The sequence below is a fragment of the Candidatus Rokuibacteriota bacterium genome (genome assembly GCA_030647435.1).
Taxonomy (GTDB): domain Bacteria; phylum Methylomirabilota; class Methylomirabilia; order Rokubacteriales; family CSP1-6; genus AR37.
Window position 1 is genome coordinate 35,676 of record JAUSJX010000056.1, and the last position, 11,860, is coordinate 47,535.

The following is an 11,860-nucleotide window of genomic DNA, read 5'->3' on the forward strand; positions in this document are numbered from 1 at the left end:
TCGCGGCGAGGAGGGTGACGGCGGGGGCTGCGGGCGCGTCAGGCCTTCTTGTCGTCGTCCTTTTTCTGCGTCGACGACGTGTCGTCCTTGAGCTCGGTGACGCCCTTCTTGAACTCCTTGACGCTCGAGCCCAGGGAGCGGGCGAGATCAGGCAGACGCTGTGCGCCGAAGAGAATGAGGACGATGACGAGGATGAGCAGCAGCTCCTGATAGCCCAGACCAAACATGGCGAGACTCCTTTCCTTATCCTGAAGCCCCCTTACCGTACAGGCGCGAGAGTGCCAAGTCAACCGGTCAGCCGCGCAGTATGCGGTGCTCGCCCTGGCGCACGGTTACGCGCTGGGAGTCGAAGTACTCCATGAGCGGGATGGCGTACTTCCGGCTGACGCCCAGGAGGTCCTTGACGTCCGCGGGGCCGATCTCCTTCTTCTCCTTGAGGTGGGCCACGACCTTGTCCTGGATCTCCACGAGCGCCGCCGCGTGAAAGAAGAGGGACTCCTTGACGCGCAGGAGCCGCCGGTCGGCGACGAGCAGCTGGAAGAGCTCATGCTTCTCCGTGCCCTTGACCCCCAGACGGCCGAGCGCCTCCTCGGGGTTGGGCGGCGCGGCGCCCGCGGACCGAAAAATCCCCTCGAGCCCATCGACAACGCGCTGCTGCTCGGGAGTGAGGCGGATCCCGTGGGAGGCCAGGCGCACCTGGTCCCGCTCGCTCCGGACGGCGCCGTCGGCCTCGAGCGCGGCCAGCAGCTGGGCGAAGATCTTCTCCTGCGCATGACCCGCGCGGCTTCGGAGCTCCTCCCGGGAGATTCCCCCGCGCAGCGGGTTCTGGCGGTGGAAGACCTCGAGGAGCGCCAGGGTCTGGGAGCGGAGGCGGTCGCTCGCCTCGCGGTGCACGTACCACTCGCGGTCGACGGCCGTCACCGCCTGGGCCTGCTGGAGCTCCTCGAGCAGCGCGCGGAGGCGCTCGGGGCCGAAGGGGGTGCGGGCGCGCAGGTCGGCGGCGCGGAGCCCCGCCGCCCCAGCCTGGCGCAGGTGCTCCTCGACGACCTGGGCCGGCGCCGCCGTTTCGAGGAGGCGCAGGTGGTCGGCGAGCGCGCCGCCTTTTCGTCTGAAGCGCGGCGGAGCGATGTCGAGCACGGTGCCGCCGCCGATGGTGACGATGGGCGAGTAGGAGCGGATGACGTAGCGGTCGCCGGGCAGCGCGCAGACGGGCGCCTCGAGACGGAAGCGGCCGTATGTCACGTCACCGGGCGCGATCTCTTGCCTGTCCACGAGCAGCACGCGCGCCATCACCTCGTGGGTGCCGACGTGGAAGCGCACGCGGTCCCGCGCCTTGAGCGGCCGCGGGGCCTCGGCCAGGAGCTCGAGCGTGGCGTCGAGCAGAAGGGTCGGCATGAGCGCGCCCGGCGGCGCGATGACATCCCCGCGCTCGACGGCCGCGCGCTCGACGCCCTGGAGATTGACGGCGGTGCGCTGCCCAGCCTGCGCGGTTGGGACGGTGCGGCTGTGGACCTGCAGCCCGCGCACCTTGGTCTGGACCGCCCTGGGAAAGACCTCGACCCTGTCATCCACGGCGAGCCGTCCGGCCATCAGCGTGCCGGTGACCACGGTGCCGAAGCCCTTGACGGTGAAGACCCGGTCGACCGGAAGGCGCGCCGTCTGGTCGGTGGGCCGCCCCGGCACCTCGGCGGCCAGCCGCGCCAGCGTCCGGCGCAGCTCGGGCAGCCCCTGCCCCGTTTTCACCGACACGGGCACGATGGGGCAGCCCGCCAGGAAGGTGCGTGCGAGCAGCCGCGCGACATCATCCTTGACCAGCTCGACCCAGTCGGGCTCCGCGAGGTCGGTCTTGGTCAGGGCGACCATGCCCGACTTGATGCGCAGGAGCTGACAGATCGCGAGGTGCTCCCGCGTTTGCGGCATCACGCCCTCGTCGGCGGCGATGACGAGAAGCGCCAGGTCGATACCCCCCACGCCCGCCAGCATGTTCTTGACGAAGCGCTCGTGGCCGGGCACGTCGACGATCTCGATGGTCAAGCCGCCGGGCTCCTCGAGGAACGCGAAGCCAAGGTCGATGGTGATGCCACGCGCTTTCTCCTCCGGCAGCCGGTCGGTGTCGGTGCCGGTCAGCGCCTTGACGAGCGAGGTCTTGCCGTGATCAATGTGCCCCGCGGTCCCGGCTACGACGTGCTTCGCCGCTGTCACAGGCTGCTGAGGGCTCGGACCAGCGCCGGTATGTCCGAGGGGAGGATCGTGCGGAAGTCCAGCAGGAGCCGGTCGTCGAGCACGCGGCCGAGAACGGGCGGCTGCCCCATGCGCAAGCGCTCATCGAGAGCCTGCGCGGGGCACTCGGGAGTGCCGAGCGCCACGGCCGCCGTCGGCAGCTCCACCGTCGGCAGCGCGCCGCCGCCGACCTGGGAGGTCGCCTCCACGAGCGCCAGGCCGAGACGCGCATGGGTCTCCGGCGGAAGGCGACGCAGGAGCCCGCGGGCCCGGCGCCGGATCGCCGCCTGCGCCTCGGTCAGCATGCGGAGCGTGGGGATGGTCTCGAGCGCGTCGCCCGCTTCGTACGCGTAGAGCGTCGCTTCGAGCGCCGCCACGGTGAACTTGTCGATCCTGAGCGCGCGGTTGAGCGGGTTCTGCGCCAGGCGGCCGACCAGCCCGGCCGTGCCGACGACGATGCCGGCCTGCGGTCCGCCGAGCAACTTGTCTCCCGAGAAGGACACGAGGTCCACGCCCGACGCCACGACCTCGGGCACGGTTGGCTCGTAGGGGAAGCCGAAGCGACGGAGGTCTATGAAGCAGCCGGAGCCCAGGTCCTCCATGACAGGCACGCCCCGCTCCCGTCCAAGGTCGGCAAGCTCGCGCGAGGACACGGCGGCGGTGAAGCCGACGACGCGATAGTTGGACGTGTGGACCTTGAGCAGGAGCCCGGTCTCGGGCCCGATCGCCTGCGCGTAATCCTTGAGGTGCGTGCGGTTGGTCGTGCCGACCTCCCGCAGCGTCGCGCCCGAGCGGCGCATGATGTCGGGGATGCGGAATTCGCCGCCGATCTCGATCAGCTCCCCGCGCGAGACGATGACCTCCTTGCCGCGCGCGAGGCTTTCGAGCGCGAGCAGGACCGCCGAGGCACAGTTGTTGACCACGAGCGAAGATTGGGCGCCTGTCAGACGCTGGAGGAGGGCGTCCACGTGAGCGTAGCGCGAGCCGCGCTCCTTGCGGTTCACATCCATCTCGAGGTTGGAGTAGGCTCCGGCCACGATCTGGAGCCGCTCGCGCGCCAGCGGCGAGAGCAGGGCGCGGCCGAGGTTCGTATGGAGTACTACCCCCGTGGCGTTGACGACGCGGGCCAGGGAGAAGGCGCCGCCCTGCGAGAGCCGGGCTACGACGCGCTCGGCCAATGCCTCGGCCGCGGCCGCCGCGGGCGCGCCCTCGAGCACGCGCCGCCGCTCGGCGGCGAGCACGTCGCGCGCAGCCTCGGTCAGGCGCCGGCGCGTGATGCCGGCGAGCGCGGCATGGCCTTCCACGCGGGTGACGAGGGCGTCCACCCCCGGGAGCGCGCGCAGGAGCGTCTTCGCTTTATCCTCCGGCGGCAAGCTCGCTCTCCACGCGCGCGCGCACCCGGGCGATGATCTCGCGCGCTTCGTGCCGGATCGCGTCGCCGCCCGCGCCGCGGGCGTCGGTCTGCAGCAGCCGGCGCACCGCCTCCTCCGTCAGCCCCGCCCAAAGCTCGTCGAGGTCTCGGGGCGAGAAGCCCTGGCCGCGGAGCGCGGTCGTCCACTCGCGCGCCAGCTCCTGGACGAGCCGATCTCGCTCGGTCGCGAGCCGTCGCGCGCGCTTCACCAGCTCGGGCAGCTTGGGCGGCATCCCCTACTCCTTGACCAAGCCCCGCACGCTGTCCACCAGGTTGGGCTCCCAGCGGGTCGTCGACACGCACCCGTAATTGGGATTCGGCCGGAGACTGCCCGGCTTGCCGAGGCGGAAGGTGCGCATCTTGCTGTTGATCTGGAGATCGGTCGTGCCGCCGTTCGGCCGCACGAAGACCGTGAACGTGACGAGCGCCTCGCCCTCGAGGGACTTGTCGCCCAGGCTGCCGCAGTCGGCGTAGACGCCGATGGGCGAGACGATGTCGTCGGAGGCGATGACGCCGGAGTCCTTGGCGACCGCGCGCAGCGGGACGTTGTCGAAGGCCAGCGCCCGGATGAGCGCGTTCCAGGTGACATCGTAGGGCGCCGCGATCTGGTCGCGGTACGGCGGCGGCTGGAGCGGCGAGATGTAGGCCGCGCAGCCGCCCGCCATGATCCAGGCCAGGCCGGCCCACACCGCCCCGAGAAGCCGCGAGCGCCGTCCGGTCATGGATGCATTCTACCGCGGGTGGTGGTCGATCCCGCGGTAGGCGGTGATGAAGCGGCGGACGCGCCTCGGGTCGAAATCGTCGAAAGCGTCGAGCCGCGTCCAGGCCGTCAGCGCGATCCGCGTCTTCATGCCGGGATAGGGGGCCAGTATGACCTGGCGCTCGTAACCCGACACGATGGCCGTGAGCTTGGCGACGAGGTCGGGGCAGGCGTCGGGGCAGTTGTACTGGACCATGACGCCGCCATCCTCGAGGTTGTGCACCTGGAGCTGCCTGGGGATGGGCTCGGTGTGGATGCCCCAGGGCGCGACGTACGGCAGATGCGGCCCCGAGGTCGGCGGTTCGGAATTGTAGGGCGGGATCGTTTCGTTGAGCGTCTGGATGTGTCGGTTGCCCTGGTCCGGCTGGCTCACGCCGGGCTGGGCCACCGCCGCGCGGTAGGCAAAAACGCCGGCGACGACGGCCGCGGCCGCCGCTGCGCCGCCGGCCCACAGCCAGATCCTTCTCCCGCTGCCGAGCTCCGCGGCCCGTACGCTGGCGTGCATGTCTCGCGTCCCCATGACCGAGTGTCGAAGCGTGGGTTGTGGCGGAAGCGTGTGGGAGTCGAACCCACCTCCGACTTGTCTAGAGCCGGACGCCGGATTTGAAGTCCGGGAGGCCCACCGGGATCCTAGACGCTTCCGTGCGTCCAACGACGGACGATTCAAGGGTTCCGAGTGTACCACCCGGGTCGGGGGGCACCAAACGCGCTCGAGGTTCCCCAAACGCGCTGGAGGTTCCGAGGATAGCGGGGGGAGCGTGATAGGCTCGCGAGCCATGGGACGGACGACCCGGCTCGTGACGGTAGCGCTGCTTGCTCTGGCGCTGCCCGCCGGCGCCGCCGACCCGACGCCGCGGCCCGGCGCGATCGAAGCCGACGAGCGCGGGTTCCTCGAAAAGCACTGGCGCCGCGCCATCCCACCCCAGGGGCCAGCGCCCGCGCGCTTCTCTCCTATCGAGCGCTCGCTCCAGCCGGAAGCCTGCGGCGCCTGCCACCCGGTCCAGTTCGGCGACTGGCAGGCCTCGCTTCACTCGAAGAGCATGGGGCCCGGCGTGGCCGGCCAGCTCGTCGAGATGGCACGGCGAGAGCCCGCCGCCGCGCGATCATGCTCGCGCTGTCATGCGCCCGTCGCCGAGCAGCGGCCTGCGCTGGTCGACGCGCGCGGGGTCGTCTCCAACCCCGACTTCGATCCGGCGCTCCAGTCCCGGGGCGTCATCTGCGCGAGCTGCCACGTGCGGGGGCACGAGCATTTCGGCCCGCCGCGCAGGGACGGCTCGACGGCGAGCCGCGCGCCGCACGCGACGCTCCCGCACAATGGCGTCACGCGGACGACCGCCTTCCTCCGCGCCGGCTTTTGCGCGAGCTGCCACCAATTCGGCGCCGACGGCCTTTCCCTGAACGGCAAGCCGCTCGAGAACACCTACGAGGAGTGGCGCGGGAGCCCGGCGGCGCGCCGGGGACTCCAGTGCCAGCACTGCCACATGCCGGATCGGCGTCACCTCTGGCGCGGCATCCACGATGCGGACATGGTGCGCTCCGGCGTCGAGATCACCGTGAGAGCGGACCGGGCGCGCTACCGCGCGGGCGACCTCGTGCGCGCGACGCTGGCGATCGCAACGCCGAGGATCGGGCACGCCTTCCCCACCTACGTCACGCCCCAGGTGCTGGTGCGCGCCGAACTCGTGGACGCCCAGGGACAGCCCGTGGCCGGGAGCGTCGAACAGCGCGTCATCGCCCGCCAGGTGCCGCTCGACCTTTCGCGCGAGATCTCCGACACGCGCATCCCGCCCGGGGGGCGCTTTACCCTCGACTACTCGCGGCGGCTCGAGGCGGTGGGCCTGAAACTTCGCGTCACCGTGACCGTGCTGCCGGACGAGTTCTACACGCGCTTCTTCGAGGCCCTGCTGGCGGCGGGAGCGGGCGAAGGCGAAGCGCAGATCAGGGCAGCGCTCGAGGCCACGCGCCGCTCGGCCTACACGCTGTACGTCAAGGAGCTGCCGCTGACCTGAGAGTGCCGGCGGGGACTGTCGTCACCGCGCGGGCCCTCAGGCGCCGCCGGCCAGCGGCGGGAACATGGCCAGCTCGTCGCCCGGGGCCAAAACCTGCTCCGGGTCGGCGTCGCGGCCATTGACCACGGTGAGGCAGGCCAGCTCGCCCGGGATCTTGAGGGACTCCACCACGTCGCGCACGGTGGCGCCGGGAGGAAGATCGAGCGAGACGCCGTCGCCGTGGGCGCCGGCAGGCAGGTAGGGCTGAAGGGTCGCGAAAAGCCGGACTTCGACCTTCATCCGGCCGCGGGAGCTAGTCGGCCGGGAGGGCCGAGGCGATCCGGAGCCGGTCGCCCGGGCGGATGCGCGCGGCCTCGTCGAGCTCGTTCCAGCGCGTGAGCTCGGCGGCCGAGACGCCGTAGCGCTTGGCGATGGTGCCCACGGTCTCTTTCGGCTGGACGACGTGGATCTCCGGCTTGCCCACCTGGCGGCCGCGGCCGGCCGCCGCGAGCCGCTGTCCGCGCGCGCGCTCCTGGGCCCCGACGAACCGCTCAGAAACACCCACGGGGAACTTCAGCAAATAGGGCCCGCCCGGGGGCGTCTGCTTCAGCCTCAATTCGGGATTGAGCTCGTACAGGACCTCGACGCCGATGCCCGCGAGCGCCGCGGCCCGCGAGAGCGCAAGACCCGAAGGCACAGGGGCGGCTTCGTAGGCGAGCGGCTCGGTCTGGGAGGCCGTGAAGCCGTACCGCTCGGGCTCGCGGCCGATGAGGGTCGCCGCCTGGATGGCGGGGACGAAGTTCTTAGTCTCTTCACGGAGGATGCGTCCCCGCGTCAGCTCCCAGAAGTCGCTTGTCCCGAGCGCCTTCATCGCGCGGAGGATCTTCATCTCACCGGCGTTGTACCCCGCCTTGGCGAGCTCCCACGAGCCGAAGAGCGCATGGAGGTCCCTGAAATAGCGCGCGGCAGCCACCGTGGATTTCTCGGGATCGAGGCGCTCGTCCACCCAGCGGTCCACGCGCAGCCCGTAGCGCCGCGCCGTGGGCGCCATGAACTGCCACAGCCCCTTGGCACCCGCCCGGGACACCGCGACTGGGTTGAAACCGCTCTCGATCATCGCGGTGAACATGAGGTCCTCGGGCAGCCCCTTGTCCCTGAGTACGCCCTGGATCATCTCGGCGTAGCGGCCCGAACGATCGAGCCACCGCTCGACCACCGCCCTTCGGTCGCCCGTTTGGAACTGTTCGAGGAAGCGTCTGACCTCGGCATTGTCACGGATGGGGAACGTGGGCGCTGCGGGGCTGAATGACTCCGTCCCGGCTCCGTCAGAGGTTTGACGGGCAGATCCCGGGCCCGACTCGGCTGGGTCCCGGGGAAGCAGAGGCTCCTGGGGGGCCTCGACCGCCCGGTCCTGGACGGGGAGCTCGGAGGCCGGTGGGAAGGGGGAGAACCCCTCCAGCTCCGCCCCGGCCACCCTTGGATGTCCCAGGGCCGCCAGGCAGAGGAGCAAGAAACCGATACCGCGGGGCCCGTTCTGGAAGGACATGGAGAGGAACTTGAGGGGTTGTACCACGGACGGACAAGTGGGGTCAACCCCCCAGGCAGGGCTGGCCAGGACGGATAGCCCTTGACACATAGGCGGCCACAACGTATCGTAACCACTCGCAAACTAAGGTGGTTTTGACACGCAGTCGGGACAGAAGGAAAGGAGGTGAATCCACATGAAGAAGATCATCGCGCTGGTGATTGGTATTGCTTTCGCTTTCGGCACGGCGGGCTTCGCAGCCGCTCAGGCGCCTGCCGTGGCCCCCAAGGCCGAGGACAAGATGGACAAGAAGGCCGACGACAAGAAGGCGGCCGCCGACAAGAAGGCGGCCGACAAGAAGGCGGCCGCCGACAAGAAGATGGGCGACAAGAAGATGGCCGACGACAAGAAGATGGGCGACAAGAAGGCGGCCGACGACAAGAAGATGGGCGACAAGAAGTAGCGTCGCGGCAGCCGCTCAGAGTCATCCGGGGCGCCGCTCCTCTAACGGGGGGCGGCGCCCTGCCGCGTCCGGGGAGTGGCCGGCTGGTCCGGATCAGGAACGCGGCGATCCTCCCTGACCCCCGTCATCCACTCGTTGCGGTCGTGGAACCGCACCGTCGCTTCCTCACCTGCCCTCACGGTTACGGGCCTCCACCAAAACGTCACGGTCGTCTGGCCGAAGACCCGCGGGCGCATCTTGTAGCGCTCGGCCTCGCCCCGCTTCGGACCGGGCGGGCGCTTGGCATGCGGCGTCTCGCGCCAGGCCAGCAGCATCCAGGCGCCCTCGGGCACCCGCTGAAAGCGGAAGGCGCCCACGCTGTCCGAGGACTCGCCGAGAATCAACTGGCCGGCTCCCGTGTCGATGAGCGTCCGCTCGAAGGCCAGGCGGGCCGCGCTCACCTTGGGCTCCGCCTCGATGTAGGCATCGGGCGAGTCGCGCGAGTGCGTCTTGATCGCCTCGAGCTCGGCTTCGAAGGCAGCCGAACGCGGCAGGAGGAGCACCGAGACTGACACGTAGGGCGTGGCCTCTCCGCCAGGCCGTCCTTCCGCGTAGGCCCGGCCCTCGACGCTGCCGAGCGATCCCCGCTCACGCGCCGCGAGGAGCGGCGCGACCAGCGCTGCCACATCCCCAGCCGACGCGACGCTCGTTACTCCGAGCAGCAGAAGCATCACCCCCGAAACGGTCGAGCGAGCGCCGGAGCTCCGGTTGGTCATCCGTGGGGAAGGACGAGCCAGGTCGCGGCCGCGAGAGCGCCAGACAGCGGGATGGTCAGGATCCATGCCCACACGATGCGCCCCGCCACGCCCCAGCGCACGGCCGAGAACCGCTGCGTGGCGCCGACACCCATGATGGAGCCGGCGATGGTGTGGGTCGTGCTGACGGGTATGCCGCCGATCGCCGTGCCGATCAGCATCACGGCCCCGGCCGTCTCGGCGCAGAAGCCGCCGACCGGGCGCAGCTTGGTCAGCCGCATCCCCATGGTCTTGACGATGCGCCAGCCGCCGGCCATGGTCCCGAGCGCAATCGCCGCGTGCGCCGCGAGAATGACCCAAACCGGCACGTAGAACTCGGGGCCCAGGTAGCCGCCCGAGAAGAGCAGGATGGCGATAATCCCCATGGTCTTCTGGGCATCGTTGGTGCCGTGGCCCAGGCTGTAGAAGGCCGCGGAGATAAGCTGGAGCCTGCGGAAGAGCGCGTCTACGCGGCTCGGGCGCGCGCCCCGGAAGATCCAGAGGGTCGCCACCATGAGCGCGAAGCCGAGCGCCATGCCGATGACCGGGGCGAGCACGATGAACGCCGTGATCTTGAGCAGTCCCGTCGCCACCAGCGCGCCCCAGCCCGCCTTCGCCACCGCGGCGCCGGCGAAGCCGCCGATCAGCGCATGCGACGAGCTCGACGGGATGCCGTAGTACCAGGTGATCAGGTTCCACACGATCGCGCCGGTCAGGCCGCCGAGGATCACCCACTGGTCCACCACGCCCGCGTCCACGACGCCCTTCCCGACGGTCTTGGCGACCTGGACGCCGAAGCCGAAGGCCGCCACGAAGTTGAAGAAGGCCGCCCACGCCACGGCCTGCATGGGCGTGAGCACGCGCGTGGAGACGACGGTCGCGATGGAGTTGGCGGCGTCGTGGAAGCCGTTGATGTAGTCGAAGGCGAGCGCGACGGCGATGATGAACGCCACCAGCAGGATAGATCCGCTCATGTCCGGGGTGCCGCCCGGCTCAGGCCATCTTGAGGGTGATGCCCTCGATCACGTTGAGCACGTCCTCGCAGCGGTCGGTGACGGCCTCCATCGTCTCGTACAGCTCCTTCCACTTGATCACCTCGATGGCGTCCGTGCCGCCCTCGAACAGCGCCGCCAGCTCGTCGCGCAGCAGGCGGTCGGCCTCGTTCTCGAGGCGGTTGACCTCGATGGAGTGCTTCTGGTAGAGGGGCGAGAGCGTGCGCAGGCAGCGCACCGCGCGGTCCGTCTCCTCGGCCGTCTTGACGATGATCTTGGCCATGGCGAGGCATCCGTCCGTGGGGTTCTTGATCTTGTACAGCAGCAGCCGGTCGGCGACCGCGTCGATGAGGTCCAGCACGTCGTCGAGGCGGCTTGCAAGCGCGTAGATGTCCTCCCGATCGATCGGGGTAACGAACGTGGTGTTGAGCCGCCGGACCACCTCGTGGGTGACCGCGTCGCCGGCGTGCTCGAGGTCGCGGATCTGCTGCACCTTGGCCTGGGCTGAGGGGTAGTCGAGCGTTAGCTCCTCCAGCACCCTGGACGCCGAGACGATGTGGCCGGCCTGCTGCTCGAAGAGGTCGAAGAAGTTCTCGTCGCGTGGAAGGAGACGAAACACGCTTCATCCTCTCCCGGGTCGCCCCGCATGTCAACGGCCCCCGGCCGGTTTGACAGTCACTGGAGCTGTGGCTAGGATTCGGTTGTGCGATCCGACGAGCCCGCCGCCGGCCGGCAAACCCGCTGCCCGCGCTGTGGAAGCGCAATGGCCTGGGAGGGCAACCCGCACAGGCCCTTCTGCGGGATCACGTGCCGGTTGATCGACCTCGGACGGTGGCTCGACGAGCGCTACCGCGTGGCCGTCGACGCGCTGCCCGAGGAGCTCCCGCCCGACGATCGTCCGGCGCGGCCCGCCAAATGACAGAACTGCTCGGCGATCCCGCGGCTTTCCTCCAGCGCCTCGTCCTCCAGGTTCCCGCGCTTTTGATCGCGGTCACCGTCCACGAGCTGGCGCACGCCCTCGTGGCTGACCGGCTCGGCGACCCGACGGCGAGGTCGCTCGGGAGGCTCACGCTTAATCCACTGCCGCACATCGATCCCCTCGGAGCCCTGGCCTTCGTCCTCGCGGGCTTCGGATGGGCCAAGCCCGTGCCGGTCAACGCACAGTACTTCAGGAACCCGCTGCGAGACATGAGCCGGGTGGCCGCGGCCGGCCCCATCGCCAATTTCCTGGCGGCCTTTGCGGCGCTGGTGCTGCTCCTCGCGCTGAAGCCCGCGGGCGTGCTGCCGGAGGCCGCCCTGCGCGCGCTGTCGTACGTCTACACGTACAACCTCGTGCTGGGGATCTTCAACCTGATCCCGCTGCCGCCCCTCGACGGCGGGCACTTCCTGCCGTACCTGCTGCCCCGCGGCATGGCGGGCGCGCTCCGCGGCCTCGAGCGCTACGGCATGCTCCTCTTGCTGGCGCTCGTGTTCACGGGCGCGATCCAGTGGATTCTCGGACCGGTCTTTCTCTGGGCGAGCCGGCTCATGATCATGCTCGCTCGGCTGATCGTCTGAGGCGGACAAAACAAAGCGCCCGGACCTTTCGGTCCGGGCGCCTGAATTACCCCGGCAGCGACCTACTCTCCCACGCCGTTACCAGCGCAGTACCATCGGCCCTGGAGGGCTTAACTTCCGTGTTCGGGATGGGAACGGGTGTGGCCCCTCCGGCATCGCCACCGGGAATCG

The 11,860-nt window shown here is 70.0% G+C and carries 15 protein-coding genes, 1 tRNA gene and 1 rRNA gene; 4 read left to right on the forward strand and 13 right to left on the reverse strand.

The features are described 5' to 3' along the window. Window positions 1-38: 38 nt before the first annotated feature. From tatA to Q7W02_10280, 7 genes are all read right to left on the reverse strand, one after another. Window positions 39-227 (reverse strand): twin-arginine translocase TatA/TatE family subunit, encoded by a 189-nt coding sequence (tatA, locus tag Q7W02_10250; GenBank protein MDO8476557.1) that lies wholly within the window; start codon window positions 225-227, stop codon window positions 39-41. 67 nt (window positions 228-294) lie between these two features. Continuing rightward, the gene (gene selB, locus Q7W02_10255; protein ID MDO8476558.1) at window positions 295-2,202 is read right to left on the reverse strand and encodes a selenocysteine-specific translation elongation factor; all 1,908 of its coding nucleotides are present in this window, start codon (window positions 2,200-2,202) and stop codon (window positions 295-297) included. Then, window positions 2,199-3,593: an L-seryl-tRNA(Sec) selenium transferase gene (selA, locus tag Q7W02_10260; GenBank protein MDO8476559.1), complete on the reverse strand. Its 1,395-nt coding sequence runs from the start codon at window positions 3,591-3,593 to the stop codon at window positions 2,199-2,201. The genes selB and selA overlap by 4 nt, the downstream gene beginning before the upstream one ends. Continuing rightward, complete coding sequence (locus Q7W02_10265) at window positions 3,577-3,864, reverse strand: hypothetical protein (protein ID MDO8476560.1); 288 nt, start codon at window positions 3,862-3,864, stop codon at window positions 3,577-3,579. Before Q7W02_10265 ends, selA begins: the two co-directional genes overlap by 17 nt. A 3-nt stretch (window positions 3,865-3,867) precedes the next feature. Further along, the gene (locus Q7W02_10270; GenBank protein MDO8476561.1) at window positions 3,868-4,353 is read right to left on the reverse strand and encodes a hypothetical protein; all 486 of its coding nucleotides are present in this window, start codon (window positions 4,351-4,353) and stop codon (window positions 3,868-3,870) included. Window positions 4,354-4,362: 9 nt separating this feature from the next. Then, window positions 4,363-4,896 carry a DUF3105 domain-containing protein gene (locus Q7W02_10275; GenBank protein ID MDO8476562.1) on the reverse strand — a complete coding sequence of 178 codons (534 nt, stop codon included), beginning with the start codon at window positions 4,894-4,896 and terminating at the stop codon, window positions 4,363-4,365. 39 nt (window positions 4,897-4,935) lie between these two features. Beyond that, a tRNA-Sec gene (locus Q7W02_10280) sits at window positions 4,936-5,033 on the reverse strand. Between the two features lie 134 nt (window positions 5,034-5,167). Here Q7W02_10280 and Q7W02_10285 point away from each other — a divergent pair. After that, window positions 5,168-6,400 carry a multiheme c-type cytochrome gene (locus Q7W02_10285; GenBank protein ID MDO8476563.1) on the forward strand — a complete coding sequence of 411 codons (1,233 nt, stop codon included), beginning with the start codon at window positions 5,168-5,170 and terminating at the stop codon, window positions 6,398-6,400. A 36-nt stretch (window positions 6,401-6,436) separates the two neighbouring features. Here the strand turns inward: Q7W02_10285 and Q7W02_10290 are convergent, their stop codons facing one another. After that, entirely contained in the window at window positions 6,437-6,679 is a 243-nt protein-coding gene (locus Q7W02_10290; GenBank protein ID MDO8476564.1) for a MoaD/ThiS family protein, read from the reverse strand. A gap of 13 nt (window positions 6,680-6,692) precedes the next feature. Then, window positions 6,693-7,595: a transglycosylase SLT domain-containing protein gene (locus tag Q7W02_10295; protein ID MDO8476565.1), complete on the reverse strand. Its 903-nt coding sequence runs from the start codon at window positions 7,593-7,595 to the stop codon at window positions 6,693-6,695. A gap of 505 nt (window positions 7,596-8,100) precedes the next feature. Here Q7W02_10295 and Q7W02_10300 point away from each other — a divergent pair. Beyond that, entirely contained in the window at window positions 8,101-8,367 is a 267-nt protein-coding gene (locus Q7W02_10300) for a hypothetical protein (GenBank protein ID MDO8476566.1), read from the forward strand. Window positions 8,368-8,408: 41 nt separating this feature from the next. Here the strand turns inward: Q7W02_10300 and Q7W02_10305 are convergent, their stop codons facing one another. From Q7W02_10305 to Q7W02_10315, 3 genes are all read right to left on the reverse strand, one after another. Further along, window positions 8,409-9,032, reverse strand: coding sequence for a hypothetical protein (locus Q7W02_10305; GenBank protein ID MDO8476567.1), 624 nt, complete (start codon window positions 9,030-9,032; stop codon window positions 8,409-8,411). 86 nt (window positions 9,033-9,118) lie between these two features. Beyond that, window positions 9,119-10,114 carry an inorganic phosphate transporter gene (locus tag Q7W02_10310; protein MDO8476568.1) on the reverse strand — a complete coding sequence of 332 codons (996 nt, stop codon included), beginning with the start codon at window positions 10,112-10,114 and terminating at the stop codon, window positions 9,119-9,121. 19 nt (window positions 10,115-10,133) lie between these two features. Beyond that, window positions 10,134-10,751 carry a DUF47 family protein gene (locus tag Q7W02_10315; protein ID MDO8476569.1) on the reverse strand — a complete coding sequence of 206 codons (618 nt, stop codon included), beginning with the start codon at window positions 10,749-10,751 and terminating at the stop codon, window positions 10,134-10,136. A gap of 84 nt (window positions 10,752-10,835) precedes the next feature. Here Q7W02_10315 and yacG point away from each other — a divergent pair, with 84 nt between their 5' ends. Then, window positions 10,836-11,051 (forward strand): DNA gyrase inhibitor YacG, encoded by a 216-nt coding sequence (gene yacG, locus Q7W02_10320; GenBank protein MDO8476570.1) that lies wholly within the window; start codon window positions 10,836-10,838, stop codon window positions 11,049-11,051. After that, on the forward strand, window positions 11,048-11,689 hold the full coding sequence (locus Q7W02_10325) for a site-2 protease family protein (protein MDO8476571.1): 642 nt from the start codon (window positions 11,048-11,050) through the stop codon (window positions 11,687-11,689). The genes yacG and Q7W02_10325 overlap by 4 nt, the downstream gene beginning before the upstream one ends. 49 nt (window positions 11,690-11,738) lie before the next feature. Here Q7W02_10325 and rrf read toward each other — a convergent pair. Further along, window positions 11,739-11,855: ribosomal RNA gene (gene rrf / locus Q7W02_10330) — 5S ribosomal RNA — on the reverse strand. Window positions 11,856-11,860: the final 5 nt, after the last annotated feature.